At 66.2% G+C, this 18,163-nt stretch carries 17 protein-coding genes; 12 read left to right on the top strand and 5 right to left on the bottom strand.

Going from position 1 to position 18,163, the window contains the following annotated elements:
• Positions 1 to 24 precede the first annotated feature (24 nt).
• Entirely contained in the window at positions 25 to 777 is a 753-nt protein-coding gene (locus BZL41_RS12935) for an ABC transporter substrate-binding protein (protein ID WP_095599677.1), read from the top strand.
• An 8-nt stretch (positions 778 to 785) separates the two neighbouring features.
• Here the strand turns inward: BZL41_RS12935 and BZL41_RS12930 are convergent, their stop codons facing one another.
• Positions 786 to 2,177, bottom strand: coding sequence for a sensor histidine kinase (locus tag BZL41_RS12930; protein WP_095599676.1), 1,392 nt, complete (start codon positions 2,175 to 2,177; stop codon positions 786 to 788).
• Entirely contained in the window at positions 2,170 to 2,841 is a 672-nt protein-coding gene (locus BZL41_RS12925) for a response regulator (protein WP_084336391.1), read from the bottom strand. Before BZL41_RS12925 ends, BZL41_RS12930 begins: the two co-directional genes overlap by 8 nt.
• Positions 2,842 to 3,066: 225 nt before the next feature.
• On the opposite strand from BZL41_RS12925, the gene BZL41_RS12920 reads away from it, so the two are divergent.
• From BZL41_RS12920 to BZL41_RS12895, 6 genes are all read left to right on the top strand, one after another.
• Positions 3,067 to 4,332 (top strand): OprD family porin, encoded by a 1,266-nt coding sequence (locus BZL41_RS12920; protein ID WP_095599675.1) that lies wholly within the window; start codon positions 3,067 to 3,069, stop codon positions 4,330 to 4,332.
• Between the two features lie 34 nt (positions 4,333 to 4,366).
• A complete protein-coding gene (locus BZL41_RS12915; protein ID WP_095599674.1) occupies positions 4,367 to 5,344 on the top strand; it encodes a tripartite tricarboxylate transporter substrate binding protein in 978 nt (325 codons plus the stop codon).
• A gap of 121 nt (positions 5,345 to 5,465) precedes the next feature.
• On the top strand, positions 5,466 to 5,909 hold the full coding sequence (locus BZL41_RS12910) for a tripartite tricarboxylate transporter TctB family protein (RefSeq protein WP_095599673.1): 444 nt from the start codon (positions 5,466 to 5,468) through the stop codon (positions 5,907 to 5,909).
• Position 5,910: 1 nt separating this feature from the next.
• Positions 5,911 to 7,422, top strand: coding sequence for a tripartite tricarboxylate transporter permease (locus BZL41_RS12905; RefSeq protein WP_095599672.1), 1,512 nt, complete (start codon positions 5,911 to 5,913; stop codon positions 7,420 to 7,422).
• Positions 7,415 to 8,443, top strand: a complete 1,029-nt coding sequence (locus tag BZL41_RS12900; RefSeq protein ID WP_095599671.1) for an AbrB family transcriptional regulator — start codon at positions 7,415 to 7,417, stop codon at positions 8,441 to 8,443. Before BZL41_RS12905 ends, BZL41_RS12900 begins: the two co-directional genes overlap by 8 nt.
• Before the next feature lie 240 nt (positions 8,444 to 8,683).
• Positions 8,684 to 9,211: a DUF4142 domain-containing protein gene (locus BZL41_RS12895; protein WP_095599670.1), complete on the top strand. Its 528-nt coding sequence runs from the start codon at positions 8,684 to 8,686 to the stop codon at positions 9,209 to 9,211.
• A 39-nt stretch (positions 9,212 to 9,250) separates the two neighbouring features.
• Here BZL41_RS12895 and ung read toward each other — a convergent pair whose 3' ends face one another.
• Positions 9,251 to 9,949, bottom strand: coding sequence for a uracil-DNA glycosylase (gene ung / locus BZL41_RS12890; protein ID WP_095599669.1), 699 nt, complete (start codon positions 9,947 to 9,949; stop codon positions 9,251 to 9,253).
• 435 nt (positions 9,950 to 10,384) lie between these two features.
• On the opposite strand from ung, the gene BZL41_RS12885 reads away from it, so the two are divergent.
• The 4 genes from BZL41_RS12885 (at position 10,385) to BZL41_RS12870 (ending at position 15,738) form a co-directional block, all read left to right on the top strand.
• Complete coding sequence (locus BZL41_RS12885) at positions 10,385 to 11,755, top strand: hypothetical protein (protein ID WP_095599668.1); 1,371 nt, start codon at positions 10,385 to 10,387, stop codon at positions 11,753 to 11,755.
• A 10-nt stretch (positions 11,756 to 11,765) separates the two neighbouring features.
• On the top strand, positions 11,766 to 13,865 hold the full coding sequence (locus tag BZL41_RS12880) for a LodA/GoxA family CTQ-dependent oxidase (protein ID WP_095599667.1): 2,100 nt from the start codon (positions 11,766 to 11,768) through the stop codon (positions 13,863 to 13,865).
• Positions 13,852 to 14,982 (top strand): tryptophan 7-halogenase, encoded by a 1,131-nt coding sequence (locus BZL41_RS12875; protein ID WP_168190990.1) that lies wholly within the window; start codon positions 13,852 to 13,854, stop codon positions 14,980 to 14,982. The genes BZL41_RS12880 and BZL41_RS12875 overlap by 14 nt, the downstream gene beginning before the upstream one ends.
• 342 nt (positions 14,983 to 15,324) lie before the next feature.
• Positions 15,325 to 15,738: a PaaI family thioesterase gene (locus BZL41_RS12870; RefSeq protein WP_095599665.1), complete on the top strand. Its 414-nt coding sequence runs from the start codon at positions 15,325 to 15,327 to the stop codon at positions 15,736 to 15,738.
• A gap of 8 nt (positions 15,739 to 15,746) precedes the next feature.
• On the opposite strand, the gene BZL41_RS12865 is transcribed toward BZL41_RS12870, so the two are convergent.
• Positions 15,747 to 16,670, bottom strand: a complete 924-nt coding sequence (locus BZL41_RS12865) for a DMT family transporter (RefSeq protein WP_095599664.1) — start codon at positions 16,668 to 16,670, stop codon at positions 15,747 to 15,749.
• A 113-nt stretch (positions 16,671 to 16,783) separates the two neighbouring features.
• On the opposite strand from BZL41_RS12865, the gene BZL41_RS12860 reads away from it, so the two are divergent.
• Entirely contained in the window at positions 16,784 to 17,569 is a 786-nt protein-coding gene (locus tag BZL41_RS12860; RefSeq protein WP_095599663.1) for a helix-turn-helix domain-containing protein, read from the top strand.
• 208 nt (positions 17,570 to 17,777) lie between these two features.
• Here the strand turns inward: BZL41_RS12860 and BZL41_RS12855 are convergent, their stop codons facing one another.
• On the bottom strand, positions 17,778 to 18,119 hold the full coding sequence (locus BZL41_RS12855) for an FKBP-type peptidyl-prolyl cis-trans isomerase (protein WP_095599662.1): 342 nt from the start codon (positions 18,117 to 18,119) through the stop codon (positions 17,778 to 17,780).
• Positions 18,120 to 18,163: the final 44 nt, after the last annotated feature.

The following is an 18,163-nucleotide window of genomic DNA, read 5'->3' as shown; positions in this document are numbered from 1 at the left end:
TAGCACAGCCTCAGAAGCCTGCCCATGCGCCTGCTCGTCCTGCTGTTCAGCCTATTGCTCGGCAGTCTCGCCGCCGCCGAGGAAATCTACCTGACCAACGGTGAGTGGCCGCCGTATACGGGTGAAAAGCTGCCCCATTACGGCGTGGCCTCGCGCATCGTTACCGAAGCGTTCGCGATTGAAGGCGTCAAGGTCCATTGGGAGTTCTATCCCTGGGCACGGGCCATGCGCCTGGCCAAAGCCGGCCAGCGCCCCGGGACGGCAGCCTGGCTGAACAGCCCGGAGCGCGAGCAGGCGTTCTTCATCAGCGATCCGCTGATCATGAGCGGCTATGTCCTTTTCCATCGCAAGGACGATCCCTTCAACTGGCAGACGATAGACGACCTGCGCGACCTGCGTATCGGTGCGGTCATCGGCTACGACTATGGCGTGCCCTTCGAGCAAGCCGAACGGGACAAGCGCTTGCAGGTACAGCGGGTCAACAACGATGAACAGGCCTTTCGCCTGCTGCTGGCCGGACGCATCGATATCCTGCCGGTGGATCGGCTCGTCGGCCTGGCGCTGCTCCAGCACTTCGACCGCGCGGACCGGGAGCGGCTCACCTACCATCGGCTTCCCCTGCGCAAAGACAACCTTCACCTGCTCCTGTCGCGCCAGATCGAGGGCAACGAAGCGTTGATGGAGCGCTTCAACCGGGGCCTGGCCGAACTGGAGCGCAGCGGCAAGCTCGAGCGCTACCGCCTCGAAGCCCAGCAACTACCCGGCTCGGCCCCCTGAAGACCCGCTCAGATCGAGTCCCCGGGAAACTCCACCCGCACCCGCAAGCCGCCGGATTCCCCCTCATGCAGGCTGATCGTCGCCAGATGAGCCCGGCAGATTTCCCCGACGATGGCCAGCCCCAACCCCGCGCCACTGCCTTGCTGCTTGCGCCGATAGAAGCGGGCAAAGACCTTCTCCCGATCCTCAGGCGGAATACCCGGCCCGTCGTCTTCCACCTCCAGCACACCCGGTTGCAGCACCCGGAGAATCACGTTGCCGCCCTCGGGCGTATGTGCCAGCGCGTTGTCCAGCAGATTGCACAGCAGCTCGTTGAGCAGCGTCGGCTCGCCCTTCAGCCAGACCGGCTGCTCAGCCTCCAGAGCCAGGGCGACACCCCGCTTATAGGCCAGGGGCGCCATGGCCAGCCCCAACTCGCGGGCCAACTGGCTGAGGTCGAGGCGTTCGGCACCGCCCTCGGCGATGGCACGCGCGCCGCTCTCGATTCGGGCCAGGGAGAGCAACTGGTTGGCCAGGTGGGTCAGCTTATCGGTATTTTCCGCCGCGCTTTCCAGAGTGCTGTACCAGACCGCCGGCTCCTTTTCGCGCAACCCCAGCTCGATGCGGGCCTTGAGCGCCGCCAAGGGCGTGCGCAGCTCATGGGAGGCATCGGCGATGAATTGCGTCTGTCGCTCGAACTGGGCCCGCAGCCGTTCGGTGAAATGGTTCAGCGCCAGGACCAGGGGCTTCAGCTCACGCTGCACACTGACCAATGGCAAGGGGCGCAGGTCGTCCGGCTGACGCTCTTCCACCGCCTCGCTGAGCCTCCCCAGGGGACGCAACGCGGCGCTCACCGCCAGCCAGACCAGCAGTAGCGCCCCGATCGCCAGCAGGCCAAGCCGCCACAGGGTGTCGGTCAACAACCCCCGGGCCATGCGCTCGCGCGCCCCCTGAGTCTCGGCCACACGGATTTCCGCCATACCGTTCAACTCGGGCTCGCTGATCGGTTGCAGCAGGCTGACCACTCGCACCCCCTGCCCCAGGTATTCGCCATCGTAGAAACGTGCCAGGGCCGGATAGTCATCGGTCCGCCGCACCTTCGGCGAGGGTGCCGGCAGGTCTTCGTAGCCGGCCACCAGCTCGCCCTTGAAGCCGTTCACCTGGTAATAGACCCGCCCGCCGCTGTCGTAGGCGAAGGCATCCAGGGCCACATAAGGCACGCTGACACCCAGACGACCGCCCCGTGTCGTCAGGCGTTCGGCGATGGCGCGAGCCGACGCCAGCAGGGTGCGGTCGTAAGCCGTGTCGGCGGCAGCGCGACCATTGAGGTAGGCGCTCCAGCCACTGACCGCGAGCAGTACCGCGAGCAACGCGGCAAGCCGCCGCAACAGCCGTCCGCGCAGACTGGACGCTTCACTCACCCTGGGCCTCCAGCAGATAGCCCAGGCCCCGGAAGGTGACGATACGCACCCGGCTGCCTTCCAGCTTGCGGCGCAATCGGTGGACGTAGATCTCGATGGCGTCCGGACTGGCCTCTTCGTCCAGGCCGAAGACCTGCGAGGCGAGCTGTTCCTTGCTCATCACCCGGCCGGGCCGGGCGATCAGCGCGGCGAGCACCGCCTGCTCGCGCGAGGTCAGCGAAAGAATCTCGTCCTTGAGCAGGAAGCGCCGGGTATCCAGGTCGTACACCAGGTCGCCGCACCGCTGCTGCCGCTCGCCACCGAGCAGGCTGCGGCGCAGCAGCGCCTTGACCCGTGCCTCCAGTTCGGAGAGTTCGAACGGCTTGGCCAAGTAGTCATCGGCACCGAGGTTGAGGCCATGCACCCGGTCCTTCACCTCGCCGCGCGCAGTCAGCATCAACACCGGCAGTGTCTTGCCGCGCTCGCGCAGGCGCGCCAGCACTTGGAAACCGTCCAGTCGCGGCAACCCGATATCGAGAATCGCCAGGGCGTAGTCTTCGCTGGCCAATGCCAGGTCGGCGGCTACCCCGTCGTGCAGCACGTCCACTGTCCAGCCGGCGCCCTTGAGGGCCTGAGCCACGCTTTCCGCCAATTGCGGATGGTCTTCGACCAGCAGAATTCGCACCGCTACCTCCCACCACACCCGGATCGAGGCGCGCAGTGTAGCGCCACCCGGCGCGCTGTGAATTGCCCCAAATGCCACCGTTCCCGGCGGCGGAAAAAACTGTCGCCCCTGAAAGCCTGGTGAAAGCTTGCCCGCCTAGGATCGCCTCAAGGTGGCTCGATCCACCTGCCTGAGCGGCCTTGCAGTGGTGCATGGCTGCGACAAAAACAATAACGGAGACCACAGATGTACGAAGCCTCACGCCAGGCCCTGCCGCCTGTCCGCCTGCTCTGCCTGGCCATCGCCGCCACCGGCGCCGCACCCTTCGCCAACGCCGCCTTCATCGAAGACAGCAAGGCTACCCTGACCACTACCAACATCTACCTGAACCGCGATTTCCGCCAGTTCGACGGACAGAACAAGCGCGAAGAATGGGGCCAGGGCTTCCTGCTCGACATCCAGTCCGGCTACACCGAAGGCACCGTCGGCTTCGGTCTCGATGCCCTGGGGATGCTCGGCGTGAAACTGGATTCGGGCAAAGGACGCACCGGTACCGACCTGCTGCCGGTACAGGATGACGGCGGCACCCCGGATGAGTTCGGCCGCCTGGGCCTGACCGCCAAGGTGAAATTCTCCGAAACCGAGCTGCGCTACGGCTCCCACGTCCCCGAGCTGCCGGTGGTCAAGGCCAGCGACAGCCGCCTGCTGCCGCAAGTGTTCGAAGGCGGCCTGCTGACCTCTTCGGAACTGGAAGGCTTCACCTTCACCGGCGGTCGCCTGGACAAGGTGATCGACCGCGCCTCGACCAACTCCGAAGACCTGGTGCTGAACAGCAAGAACCGCCGTTTCGCTGGCGGTGTGACGGCCGACCACCTGGACTTGGCCGGCTTCGACTACCAGTTCGCTCCAGGCCTGACCGGTCGTTACTTCTTCGCCGATCTCGACGACGTCTACCGCCAGCACTTCTTCAATCTGCTGACCAGCCACAAGGTCGGCGCCGGCACCCTGAGCAGCGACCTGCGCCTGATGCTCAGCGACGACAGCGGCGCCGCCAACGCCGGCAAGGTCGATAACCGCGCGCTGAACGCCATGGTCACCTACGGTCTCGGAGCCCACAAATTCGGCCTCGGTTTCCAGGACATGAGCGGCGATACCGGCTATGCCTATATCGACGGCAGCGATCCGTACCTGGTCAACTTCGTGCAGATCAACGACTTCGCCAACGCCGACGAACGCTCCTGGCAGGCCCGCTACGACTACAACTTCGCCAGCCTGGGCGTTCCCGGCCTGACCTTCATGACCCGCTATGTCCGTGGCAGCGATGCCGAGATCGCCGGCTCGGACGATCGCGGCGGCGAATGGGAACGCGACATCGAGCTGAAGTACGTGGTGCAGAACGGCCCGCTCAAGGACCTCTACGTGCGCCTGCGCAACGCCAGCTTCCGTTCCGACTTCGCCCGCGACGCGGACGAGAACCGCATCATCGTCGGCTACAGCCTGCCGATCTGGTAACCACAACCACAATAAGAGTGCGAGGAATCAACTGATGAAAACCGCCTTTACCCGTGTCGCCCTCGCGGCGTCCTGCCTGATGTTCGCCGGCCAGTTGCTGGCGGCCGAACCCAAGCGCCCCGAATGCATCGCCCCGGCCAAGCCGGGCGGCGGCTTCGACCTGACCTGCAAGCTGGCCCAGAGCGGCCTGAAGGACAGCGGCCTGCTCAAGGCGCCGATGCGCGTCACCTACATGCCCGGCGGTGTCGGCGCCGTGGCCTATAACGCCGTGGTCGCCCAGCGCGCCAAGGAGCCGGGGACCATCACCGCCTTCTCCAGCGGCTCCCTGCTGAACCTGGCGCAAGGCAAGTTCGGCCGTTACGACGAAAACGCCGTGCGCTGGCTGGCCGGTATCGGTACCGACTATGGCGCCATCTCCGTCCGCGCCGATTCGCCCTACAAGACCCTCAAGGATCTGGTCGAAGCGGTGAAGAAAGACCCGGGCAGCGTCGTCTTCGGCGCCGGTGCCACCATCGGCGGCCAGGACTGGATGCAGACCGCGCTGATCGCCCGCGCCGCCGGCATCGACGTGCAGAAACTGCGCTATGTCGCCTTCGAAGGCGGCGGCGAAACCCTCACCGCCATGCTCGGCGGCCACGTGCAGGTCACCAGCAGCGGCCTCGGCGAGGTCACCCCGCAACTGGCCGCCGGCAAGATCCGCGTGCTCGCCGTGCTCTCCGAAGAGCGCCTGCCGGGCAAGCTGTCCGACCTGCCAACCGCCAAGGAGCAGGGCTACGACATCACCTGGCCGGTGATCCGCGGCTTCTACATGGGCCCGGAAGTCAGCGACGAAGACTTCAACTGGTGGAAACAGCAGTTCGACACTCTGCTGGCCAGCGAGGACTTCGCCAAGCTGCGCGAACAGCGCGACCTGTTCCCGCTGTCCATGACCGGCGACGAGCTGACCGCCTTCGTCAAGAAGCAGGTGCAGGACTACAAGGCCCTCGCCGGCGAGTTCGGTCTGGTCCAGTAAGCATGCGCCCTCCCGTCCGGGAGGGCATTCGGCGGCCCGGATCGCTCCGGGCCGGGTGAGGGAGCCGGGAGCGACGCTTCGCGGCTCCGCCCACCCCCGAATCACCACTGAGGTACCCGTTATGTACGTACGCCTGTTCGCCGGGATCTGGCTGCTTCTCTGCGCCGCTCTCGCCGTGGTCGCCTGGGGCTTCCAGGCGCCTTTCGCCTATGACCCGGTCGGCCCGCGCGCCTACCCGCTCCTGCTGCTCTCCCTGATGGGCGCCGGAGCCCTGTGGCTGCTGGTCAAGCCCCATGGCGAGCCGACCCCGCCGATCAACTGGACACTGGTGCGCAAGATCGCCCTGTGCATCGCCACGCTGCTGGCCTATGCCCTGCTCTTCGAGCCGCTGGGGTTCATCGCCAGCACCGCGCTGGCCGGCTTCGTGCTCGGCGTGCTGTTCACCGGACGGCCGCTGGCCTGCGCCATCAGCGGCGTGCTGATGGGCGTCCTGCTCTATGGCCTGTTCGACTACCTGCTGGACATTCCGCTGCCGCGCGGCGTGTTGCTGTTCCTGGAGGGCTGAAATGGAAACCTTGAACTTCCTCGCCCAGGGCTTCGATGTCGCCCTGCGCCCCGTCAACCTGCTGGTCGCCCTGTTCGGCGCCTTCGTCGGCACCGTGGTCGGCCTGCTGCCCGGGCTCGGCCCGATCAACGGCGTGGCGATCCTGCTGCCACTGGCCTTCGCCCTCGGCCTGCCGCCGGAAACCGCACTGATCCTGCTCGCCGCCGTCTACCTCGGCTGCGAATACGGCGGACGCATCTCCGCCATCCTGCTCAACGTACCGGGTGACGCCGCGGCCATCATGACCACTCTCGATGGCTACCCGCTGGCCCGCCAGGGCAAGGGCGGTATCGCCCTGTCGCTGTCGGCGGTCAGCTCCTTCATCGGCAGCACCGTCGCCACCTGCGGCGTGGTGCTGTTCGCCCCCCTGCTGGCGCAATGGGCGGTGGCCTTCGGTCCGGCGGAGTACTTCGTGCTGATGGTCTTCGCCATTGCCTGCCTGGGCGGCATGGTCGGCGACAAACCGGTCAAGACCCTGATGTCCGCGCTGATCGGCCTGAGCCTCGCCACCGTCGGGGTGGACGCCACCACCGGCGTCTACCGCTTCACTTTCGATAGCGTCAGCCTGTCCGACGGTATCCAGTTCGTCATCGTAGTGATCGGCCTGTTCAGCGTCAGCGAAATCCTCCTGATGCTGGAAAACACCCACCATGGCCAGCAGGCGGTGAAGGCCAGCGGGCGCATGCTGTTCAACTTCAAGGAATTCTGCCTGACCATCTGGACCACCCTGCGCAGCGCCGTGGCCGGCTTCGTCATCGGCACCCTGCCGGGCGCCGGCGCGACCATCGCCAGCGCCGTGACCTACATGAGCGAGAAGCGCATGGCCGGCAGCTCGGGGCGTTTCGGCGAAGGCGACTTGCGCGGCGTGGCAGCCCCGGAAGCGGCCAACAACGCCTCGGCCTGCGGCTCGCTGATCCCCATGCTGACCCTCGGCGTGCCGGGCTCGGGCACCACCGCGGTGATGATCGGCGCCCTCACCCTCTACAACATCACCCCTGGCCCGCTGCTCTTCGAGCAGCAGCCCGACGTGGTCTGGGGCCTGATCGCCTCGCTGTTCATCGGCAACGTCATCCTGCTGGTGATGAACATCCCGCTGGTCGGCCTGTTCGCCCGCATGCTGTCCGTGCCGAACTGGATCCTGGTGCCGGCCATTACCGTGGTCAGCCTGGTCGGCGTCTACGCCGTGCACAGCACCACCTTCGACCTGGTGCTGATGATCGGCCTCGGCGTGTTCGGCTACCTGCTGCGCAAGCTGGACTTCCCGCTCTCCTCGTTGATCCTCGGCTTCGTCCTCGGCGAGATGATGGAAGACAACCTGCGCCGCGCCCTGTCGATCTCCAACGGCGAACTGTCGATCCTCTGGACCAGCCCGATCACCCTCGCCCTCTGGGCGCTGGTGGTGCTCATGCTGGCCCTGCCGGGCATCCGCTGGCTGCGCGCGCGCCAGAAGAAGGCCAAGCTGGCCCATGCCTGATCCACGTCGCCTGCCACACTGGCTGGCCACACCGCTGGTCGGTGCGGCCGGCGGTTACCTGGCCAGCCTCGCCGGCTGGCCGCTGCCCTGGATGGTCGGCTCGCTGCTGGCGGTGATCCTGGTCCGCTGCGGCGGCTGGCTGATCACCGAGGTTCCCCATGGTCGCCAGGCCGGTCAGTGGCTGGTGGCCAGCGGCATCGGCCTGCACTTCACCGCCGAGGTGATGGAGCAGGTGGTCGCCCACTTCGGCGCCATCCTCGCCGGTGCCATCGGCACCCTCCTCCTCAGCCTGATCGGTATTGCCGTGCTGCGGCGCGCCGGCGTCGACCGCGCCACCGCGTTCTTCGCCAGCATGCCGGGCGGTGCCAGCGAAATGGTCAACCTGGCGCTGCGTCACGACGCCCAGCCGGCGCGCGTCGCCGCCGCCCATAGCCTGCGCCTGCTACTGGTGGTGCTGATCGTCCCGGCCGTGTTCACCTGGACCCTGCCCCCCGTGGAAGCGCCGGCCCCGGCACCGACGGACTGGGCCTGGCTCGCCGTGCTGCTGCCCGCCGGCGGATTGCTCGCTCTGCTGTGGAAGAAACTGGGCCAGCCCAACCCCTGGATGCTCGGCCCGTTGGTGGCCTGCGCCTTCGCCAGCGCGACCTTCGACCTGCATGTGGGCCTTCCCCATGGAGCCGGTCCGCTCGGCCAGTGGTTGATCGGCTGCTCGCTGGGCTGCCATTTCGACCGCCCGTTCTTCCGCAGCGCGCCCGACTTCCTGCTGCGCATCCTGCTGTTCACCCTGCTCGCCATGTTCACCGCCGCCCTGCTGGCGGAAGGGCTCGGCTGGCTGACCACGCTGAACCAGACGTCGCTGATGCTGGGCATGATGCCCGGCGGCATCACCGAACTCTGCCTGACCGCCGAAGCCCTGCAGCTTTCGGTGGCGCTGGTCACTGCCTTGCAGGTGCTCCGATTGTTCCTGGTCATGTTCCTTGCCGAACCGGTCTTCCGGCTCTGGCAGAAAGCCCACGCTTGACCCGCTTCGGCGGGTTCTTTTTTGCCGCTCCCCGCCTCGCTGTCCCTGCTTCACCGGACAACCATCCGCCCGCACCGCCTGAACTGCTCGTGCTGCCGTCAGTCACAAAAAGTACGGCGGTATCGCCGATATCCGCGCCGTACTTGTGTCGCCGGCAAGGAACCAGCCGCTCTACGACGGGCCCGGACGCACCCACACAAGCATGCGGACTCAACGCTGGAAAATGCACAGGAGAATGTCATGAGCCGAACCATCAACGCTTTCTTCGCGGGCTTCTTCGCCCTACTGCTCAGCGCTGCCGCCTCTCTCGCTTACGCCAACGAAGCGACGGATTTCGTCGATGAAGCCTCCGCCAAGGGTGTCGCCGAGATCGAAACCGCCAAGATGGCGCTGGAGAAAGGCACCTCGGCGGATGTGAAGGAATTCGCCCAGATGATGATCGACGACCACACCGCCGCGAACCAGAAACTCCAGGCCCTGGCCCAGGGTAAGAAATGGGAAGTGGCCAGCGAGGCCGACCTGATGAGCAAGGCCAAGGCCATGATCCTCAAGCTGCGCGATGGCGAATCCTTCGACCAAGCCTACGCCAACAACCAAGTAGTCGCCCACGAACAGACCATCGAGCTGTTCCGCAAGCAGGCTCAGGAAGGCCAGGATGCCGACCTCAAGGCATTCGCCAACGAAACCCTGCCCAAGCTCGAACAGCACCTGCAACACGCCAAGGAACTGGCCGCCGCGCACGGCGGCGACGCTGCCAAGAAGGAGTGAGGCAGGCAGCCCGGCGCCGCGTAACGGCGCCGGGCCGTTTCAGGCCACCTCGGGCAAACGCCAGTCGATCGGTTCCAGCCCGTTTTGAGCGAGGAAGGCATTGGTCCGGCTGAAATGACCATTGCCGAGGAAGCCGCGATGAGCGGACAACGGCGACGGATGCGCCGAGCGCAGGACCAGATGCTTGGTGGGATCGATCAGCCGCTGTTTGCTCTGAGCATGGGAGCCCCAGAGCAGGAACACCAGTTTCGGCCGCTGTTCGCTGACCACCTGGATCACCCGGTCGGTAAAGTGCTGCCAGCCCTTGTCGGCATGCGAGCCGGCATTGCCCCGCTCCACTGTCAGCGAGGTGTTGAGCAGCAACACGCCCTGCTCCGCCCAATGTTGCAGATAGCCATGGCGCGGCGGGTCGATGTTCAGGTCGCGCTTGAGTTCCTTGTAGATGTTCTGCAGCGACGGCGGCGCCGGCACGCCCGGCTGCACCGAGAAACACAGGCCATGCGCCTGGCCGGGTCCGTGATAAGGGTCCTGCCCGATGATCACCACCTTCACCCGCTCCAGCGGCGTCGAATTGAGTGCGTTGAAGATCAGCGGCCCCGGTGGATAGATCTCCTTACCCGCCGCCTTCTCGCGACGCAGGAACTCGCCGAGTTCCTTCATGTAGGGCTTCTCGAATTCATCGAGCAGCACAGCCTTCCAGCTGGGCTCGAGCTTGATGCGGTCTTCTTGGGCAGTCATGGCGGGTCCGTCGGAAACTGACCGCGGCACCGTAGAAAAGCCTACCCGCCTTGTCAATCGAGCAATTCCCAATACGTCCCACGCCGGCCGTCCCCTCCTCGTACTTTTTTGACGGTGGCAACTTGACGCACCCACAAGCGGGGCTAGTTTTCATTGCATGAATGGATGCAGTACTGGGTAAACAGGGATTCCCACCACCCAGATTCCAAGGCCGATTCCCATCGCACCGTCGGGCAAACCCGCCCGGGGCGTCGCGCACCCGATCGGCGTGTACCCCGGCCCCGCCATGCGGACGGCCGGCACGGACCCAGGACTCGAAAGGAAGGACCCATGCTCGGCACAGCTTCGGTCGCCCCCGATATCACCTCCTCTCGCCTCGACTCCGGCTGTGGAACAAGCCGGCGATACCCACCCCGCCAACAAGGAAGCACCTTCATGCGCATTCGCCACACCCTCTACCGGGGCCTCCGGCTGTTGCCCCTGCCCTTGCTGCTGAGCGTCGCGGCCCCGGGCTTCGCCGCCGAAAAATCGCCGGTATCCAGCGGTTGCCAGGCATTGAGCGACTGGTTCCCGACCACGCCCTTCCCGGACGGCAACGACTTTCCGCAGAGCGGTACGCTGAACAATTGCGCGTTCCACCAGTGGGCATACCAGATGTTCCTCTGGCTCGGCGAACCGTCCTCCAGCGACGCGGACGCCCCGCTGAACTTCGAGACCCTCGCCGCCCCGGACAAGGTGCTGCGTCCCGGCGGCCCGGACAAGCCCTACCCCGGCCGCGCCGCCGGCGAGCAGCCGCGCATCATGGTGCGCCTGGCCAAGTCGAAGCAGACCGTGGATGCCAACGACATCTTCCAGGCCGGCCCCGGCGCCCAGGTGCTGGTGGATCAGGCCGGCAACGTCGTCTACTACACCGGGCTGCTGAACGAGGACTTCTGGAATTTCGTCACCGCCAACAAGCTCTACGACCTGAGCGCCCTGACCAGCATCTCGCCGACCCAGGACTTTCCGGTCAACACCCTGGAACTGAAGCTGTCCTGGCGCGTGGCGGCGATCCTCGACGATAACGATCAGCCGCAGAAGGTGTTCATCCCCAACGCCAGCACTCTGTTCCACACCGAGAAGCAGACGGTGCCGGTGGTCGAGGTGATCAACGGCAAGGTCACCGACAACACCGGCAAGACGATGCGCGCCGAACTGGCGCTGATCGGCATGCACGTGGTGGGCGTAGTCAAGAACCACCCGGAGTTCATCTGGGCCACCTTCGAGCACAAGGCCAACGCACCGGATTGCAGCGCCGTACCCACCGGCAGCACCTCGCCGGTCGCCGGGCTGCCCTGGTCGCTGTACACCCCCAACAGCCCGGTGACGGTGCAGAACCAGTTCGACGTGAACAACCCGCTGGCGGTGATCAGCAGTTGCCGCATGACGCCCTACGGCGGCGGCAACGAGCAGAACACCGGCAACATCCAGAGCCTCAACGCCAGCGTCGCGCCCCACCTCAGCGGCAGCGTCTGGGCCAACTACGAGCTGGTGGGCGCCCAATGGACTGGCGGCAACGACGCGATCCCCGGCCCCAACGGTGCGCCGCTGAGCATCCAGATCGGCTCCCTCGACCTGGCCAACACCACCATGGAGACCTTCACCCAGGACACCAACTGCTTCGGCTGCCACAACGGTGGCGTGCACACGGTGACCGTGGGCAACTCCGGCCAGATCGTCCCGGCCAAGCACCTCAACCTGTCGCACTTCATCGTCAACTACCAGGCCTGGCTGCAAGCCATGCAGGCCAAACAGAACAAACAGTGAGGAGCCGAACATGAGCAGCAACTTCCGCATCCACCCGGCCATCGGCTTCGCCCGCGTCGGCAACAGCAGCGAGTACTACCTGGAACCGAACACCCAGGCGGCCCTGCCGATTCCCGGCGACACCACGGGCAGCGCCACCGGCGGCCTGCCGGTCAAGGCCGGCACCGAGAACGACACCATCACCTCCAGCGACCTGCGCGACGCCAGCGGCGCGCTCAAGCGCCAGGCCGCCCGCTTCAAGATCTACGCCTACCCGGCGCAGACCAGCGAGACCTACCCGATGGGCGTGGAGGGCACGGAGATCCGCATCGGCAGCCAGATCGACGGCAAGACCGTGAGCAACATCGTCTGGACCGTGCACCTGGCCAACAAGAAGTCCAACTGGTACATCATCCCGGAAGACTTGGGCATCGATAACTACAAGAACGGCGAGACCCCGGCCCTGCGCAACGACGTCGCACCCTTCTCGTCGGATATCAACGACCCGACCCGCCTGCGCCAACTGATCATCGACCCCGGCCCGCGCACCGTACAGGGCGCCAGCGCCGCACCGGTGGCCTTCGACCAGACCACCCCCTCCAGCAGTTGGGTGGACGGCAAGGGCGTGGTGCAGTGGCCGAACTATCCGAAGTCCTTCCCCGGCGATTTCTTCCCGAACATGGATTGCCCGAACGGGCCCATCGACACCCTCGGCGAGCTGCAGACCGACCAGTACGGCCGCCTGATCGTCACCGGCGGCTACGGCCGCGCCTGCGGCATGATCGACCCGAACACCAACAAGCCCTATGAGCTGAACAGCGACATCGACAACGACGGCTGGTTCGACGACGGCAGCGATGGCCCGGTCTACGCCGTGCTGCAATTCAGCGACGGCACCACCCAGGAAGTGCAGGGGCATGCCTGGGTCACCGCCACCGACCCGGCCTATGCACCGCAAACGCTCAACACCGTGTCGTTGTGGGATGACATCTACGACATCTGGGTACGCCACATGGCCCTGCAACCATCGCTGTTCGCCAACGGGAAGTTCCAGACCAGCTACCAGCCCTCGTTCAGCGACGAGTTGTTCCCCATCTTCCGCGCCGCCGCGATGCAGATGTGGAACACCAACCTGAGCATCACCGGCACGACCGCCCATGGCGCCGTGGACGAGATCCAGCCGGATACCGATCCCGCCACCACCCTGCTCGGCGGCCTTGGCTTCATTCGCGATCCCAACGACGCCTCGCAACTGCAGAACAGCCGGATGATGCCGCTGTCCCTGGGCGACGCCGGCCAGTCCTTCCTCACCCTGCGCAAGACCCAGTACTTCTTCCTGCAGCAGTGGGACCAAAAGCAATACAGCCAGACCGGCACCGTCACCCTCAACGCCGGCGAGTACCTGGACAAGACCATGCTGGTGAACTGCCTGGGCGGGCGCTTCAGCCCCGGCATCGACCTCACCTTCATCGTCCGTGACCCGGCGCTCTACGTGCAGAACTGGCAGACCTCCGGCACCGGCCCGTTCCGCATCCAGCCCAAGCCGCTGGACTACAGCCAGGCAGTCGCCGGCCAGGCCTTCCTCACCGCCGGCTATACGCCGAACATCCAGAACAACCCGCTGGGCGACCAGCAGCCCATCGACACCAACCCCGGCAGCCCCGGCCTGGAGCCCGGCGACGCCTCCAAGTTCATGGCGCTGCCCTGGCACACCGACTACAACTCCTGCGCCACCCATCAGCCGGACCCGCTGCCTCCGTTCAACAACACCCTCTACTGGTCCTGGCCGGCGCAGCGCCCGGTGGCGGTGTACGTCGCCAAGGACCTGAGCGGCAGCAACAGCCAGTTGCCAGCCCAGCGCTTCTCGGTGCGTGGCGAGGGGACCGCAACCAACCCGTTCGATCCCGCCCAGGTCGGCCGCTACCAGCAGCGCATCGACATGGTGGACAACTGGCACAAGATCGGCGTGGTGATCCAGGGCAATGCCATCGATGCCAGCGATGGCGGGCCGTTCAGCGCCAAGTATTACCTTGAGGTGCAAAGCCAGTTGGATAACGGCGGCGACCCGGTGGTGCCCTGGCCGAACACGGTGTCGCCGTCCACCAACGAAAAGACCGATGGCAAATCCTGAAACCCACACCCGGCCCATGCCGGGCAGCACCTGCCGGGTCGCCATCGTCGGCGGCGGCCCGGCGGGGTGCGCCGCCGCCCTGGCCCTGCTGCAACGGGGCCTGGACGGCGTTGTGCTGATCGAGGCCGGCGACTATGGCCGGCCGCGCGTCGGCGAAAGCCTGCCGCCGGATACTCGCGAGCTGCTCATGCGTCTCGGGTTATGGGAGGCCTTCCGGCAACAGGGCCATGATCCGTGCCTGGGCAGTTGCTCCGCCTGGGGCGACGACCAGATCGGCTACAACGATTTCATCAGCAACCCGCATGGCAGCGGCTGGCATCTGGATCGCCAGCGCTTCGAGCGTTGGCTCGCCGACGAAGCCATTGCCCGCGGTGCCCGCCTGCTCGGCGGAACCCGCCTGAATGCCTTGGAATCCACCGCCCAGGGTTATCGCCTGCACCTGCGCGGCCAGGCTCCGCACACCTTGCACACCGACTACCTGATCGACGCCAGCGGCGGCCACGCACGCGCCGCACGCCTGCTCGGCGCACGCGTCCAGGAGCTGGACCAGTTGATCTGCCTCTACGGCTTCTTCACCCGCCCGGCCACCGTCGCCGCCAACCACCTGACCCTGCTCGAAGCGGCCGAGTACGGCTGGTGGTACCGCGCCAGCCTGCCCGACGGCCAGCTCTGCATCGCGCTTGCCTGCGATCAGACGGGCCTGCGTGAACTGGGAGCGAACGACTGGCGCCGCTGGCTCAACCTGCTGGCCGATACCCGGCATGTCGCAGCGAACCTGGAGGGCCATGGTTTCGATCCCTCCCGCATGCTCACCAGCCCCGCGCCTTCTTGCCGGCTGGACCGGGTTACCGGCCACCGCTGGCTCGCCGTGGGCGATGCCGCCAGCCGCTTCGACCCGCTGCTGGCTCGCGGCATCCATAAAGCGCTGGAAGATGGTATCGCCGCCGCCGAGGTCATCGCCGGCTGGCTCAGCGACGACGATGAACCGGCGCGGCACTACGAAGAGCAGATCCAACAGCGCTACCAGGAATTCCGCGACATGCGCCGCTACCTCTACGCCCAGGAACGCCGCTGGCCCGAATCGCCCTTCTGGCAGGCCCGGCATGGCCTGGCCTGAGTCATCGACGGGATTGTCATGAGTATTCCGTAGAAACCAGCTCTGTTGGCGAAACCCCTCCACCAGCCATTTGCGAGCAGCGCTCGCTCCTACAACGGTAAAGCCGACATCGCGGGCTAATTCATTCGCGACAACCAAAGGCCCTCTTCGCGGATAAACCCCTCCAACACCGGCCCGCTTTTCGTAGGAGCCAGCTCTGCTGGCGAAGCTTTGGTTGGCCCCCTTTCGCGAACGGCGCTCGCTCCTACAACTGATAACCACCCATCACCTCCCTGGATGCAGATTGCCGAAGCCTTGGCCACGGCCAAGACTGGATTCCGGCCCGCCCAAGGAGACACACCGATGAACGCCCCCGCCGCCCTCACCCGCGAACGCCTCGAAGAAGCCCTGGAACATTCCCCCTTCGCCCAACTGGTCGGGTTTCAGCTCACCGACTTCGGCCCCGGCCGGGTCGCCATGGAAGTCCTGCCGCGCCGCGAACTCACCCAGCATCACGGTTTCGTACACGGCGCGGTGGTCGGCTTCATGATCGACAGCGCCTGCGCCTGGGCCGCCGCCTCGTTGGTGGGCGATGTGGTCACGTCGGAATACAAGGTCAACCTGCTGGCCCCCGCCATCGGCGACAAGCTCATCTGCCGCAGCGAAGTGATCAAGGCCGGGCAGCGCCAGGCGGTCAGCCGCGCCGACGTGTTCGCCGTACGCGACGGCCAGGAGAGAATCATCGCCACCGGCCTGGCTACCATCGCCAGGGTCTGAACCGAACGCTACGCCGCTCGACGGCCGTGCAGCAGGGCCTTGAGCCAACCGTGTCCGCTCACCAGCAGGATGCCGAGCAGGACGAACACGGCGCCCATCAGGAAGCCCTGCTCGATGGCCTCGTCGAGCAGCCAGGCGCCCAGCACCACGCCGAACAGCGGGGTCAGGAAGGAAAACACGCCGAGCCGGGACGCCAGGTAGTGGCGCAGCAACCAGAACCAAGCGAGAAAACTGACGAAGGACACCACCACCGCCTGGAACGCCAGGCTGCTCCAGGCCAGCGGCGTGGGATTGAAGCCCCACTGCCCGAGCGCGACGGCAGCAGGGGTCAGCAACAGGAAGGCCGCCGCCAGTTGATAGAACAGCGTCAGGGCCGCCGGCGTGCCCGCCAGGCGTGAGCAGCGGATCACCACCGTAGTCGCGCCCCAGGCGATCCCACCCAACAGGCCGAGCAGATCCCCCCAAAAGGCGTCGCCGGAAAAGCCACCGCCATGATCGCCGCCGAAGAACGCCAGGGCGATCCCGGCGAATGCCAGCAGGATGCCCAGCCACTGCAACGGCACCAGCCGCTCGGATGGCAGCCGCCATTGCAGGCCGAGCGCCGCGAAGATTGGCGCGGTATAGAGAAACACCACCATGTGCGAGGCGCTGGTGTAGCGCAGCCCTTCGCCCACCAGCAGATATTCCAGGGCGAACAGGAACCCCACCAGCAAGCCGGGGCGCCAAGTGCCGGCCAGCGACAGCCGCTCGCGCCGGACCAGCATCAGCAACCCCACCAGCGCCGCCGCGGCACCCGAGCGCAGCGCGATCTGCAACAGCGGCGCGATATCTGGGGCAGCCGCCTTGATCGCCACCTGCTGGAGTCCCCAGACCAGGCACAACACGACCATCAACCCCGCCGCCCGGCCATCGAGCGCCTTGCGCATCTCCATCACCCGCTCCTCGCTTCAGTGGAGCGCGCATTATGGTTGTGACGGCTTTACTCGATATAGTGAGAACCGGACAACCCATAGCCACAACCCGCCAAGCACTCCCAGGAGACCTCATGGCCAGTGCCCGCCACGTCCGGCTTCCGCCATTCAGCGAAACATTGCCGGCGCCGATCTTCTTCCGTACCGCCTGCGTGCCGGCCGAGTCCACCTATCCGCGGCATCGACATGCCTGGGGCGAGTTTGTCTATTCGTTCAGCGGGGTGATGGAGGTCAAGCTGGCGGACCACCATTACCTGGCCCCGCCGCAATACGGCATCTGGCTGCCGCCGAACGTGGAGCACCGCGGGTTGAACCGCTACGAGGCCTGCCACTGCTCCCTATACATCGCCGCAGACCTGAGCACCGCACTACCCGCCAACCCCTGCGCACTCACCCTCAGCCCGCTGATCCGCGCCCTGCTCGACCACCTGCGCCAGCACCCACCGGGCCTGCCCCGCACGGAGGCAGACGAACGCCTGCTGCGTGTCCTGGTGGACCAGCTCGCAGCGGCACCCCGGGCCGGCAGCTACCTGCCGACATCCGACGACCCGCTGCTCGGGCCCGTGCTCGATGCGCTCAGCGCCAACCCCGCCGACAACCGGACCCTGCCGGAGCTGGCCCGGGAGGCGAACACCACCGAGCGCACGCTCATGCGCCGCTGCCAGCGCGACCTCGGCATCTCCTTCGCGGAATGGCGCCAACGCCTGCGGGTGGTGAGGGCCATGGCGTTGCTGGAGGCTGGGCAGACCGTCGAATCCATCGCCCTCGACCTCGGCTACGCCAGCGCCTCGGCCTTCATCGCCATGTTCCGCCGGCTGATGGGCGTGACGCCCGATGAGTTCCGACGCGGTACGGCGTGAGTCCGGTCGTATGTCGAATCGACCAGGACAAATGAATTCGCCCCGGTAGCGCAGCATCGGAAAGCCCCCATTCGCGAGCAGAGCTCGCTCCTACAGGTCTCCGAACCTCCGCTCCCACAATTGACGCAGCATGCCGCCCCGCTTTCGTAGGAGCCAGCTCTGCTGGCGAAGCGGTATGCCTCTTTCGCCCGAGCACGCCTGAGCCGCCTCAATCATCCCGCGTCAGCACTTCCAACAGCTCGATCTCGAAGACCAGGTTGGAATGCGGCTTGATGTGCGCGCCGATCTGGCGTTCGCCGTAGGCCAGATGGGCAGGGACGAAGAGTTTGCGCTTGCCGCCGACCTTCATGCCCATCAGTCCCTGGTCCCAGCCCTTGATCACGCGGCCGGTGCCGATCACGCACTGGAACGGCTTGCCGCGGTCGTAGGAGGAATCGAACACGGTGCCGTCCTCCAGGGTGCCCCGGTACTGGGTGGTGATCAGGGCGCCTTTCACCACGGCCTTGCCGTCGCCCACCTGGATATCTTCGATCTGCAATTCGCCGCCCATGTTCGCTCCCGTTCTCATGCGCCCCCTTGGGCGCGGGCGGCGTT

Origin of the sequence: Pseudomonas sp. PIC25 (assembly GCF_002286785.1) — a bacterium.
Classification (GTDB): Bacteria; Pseudomonadota; Gammaproteobacteria; order Pseudomonadales; family Pseudomonadaceae; genus Pseudomonas_M.
The sequence above is the reverse complement of the archived record's forward strand: the minus strand, read 5'-3'. Positions and strand labels throughout refer to the sequence as shown.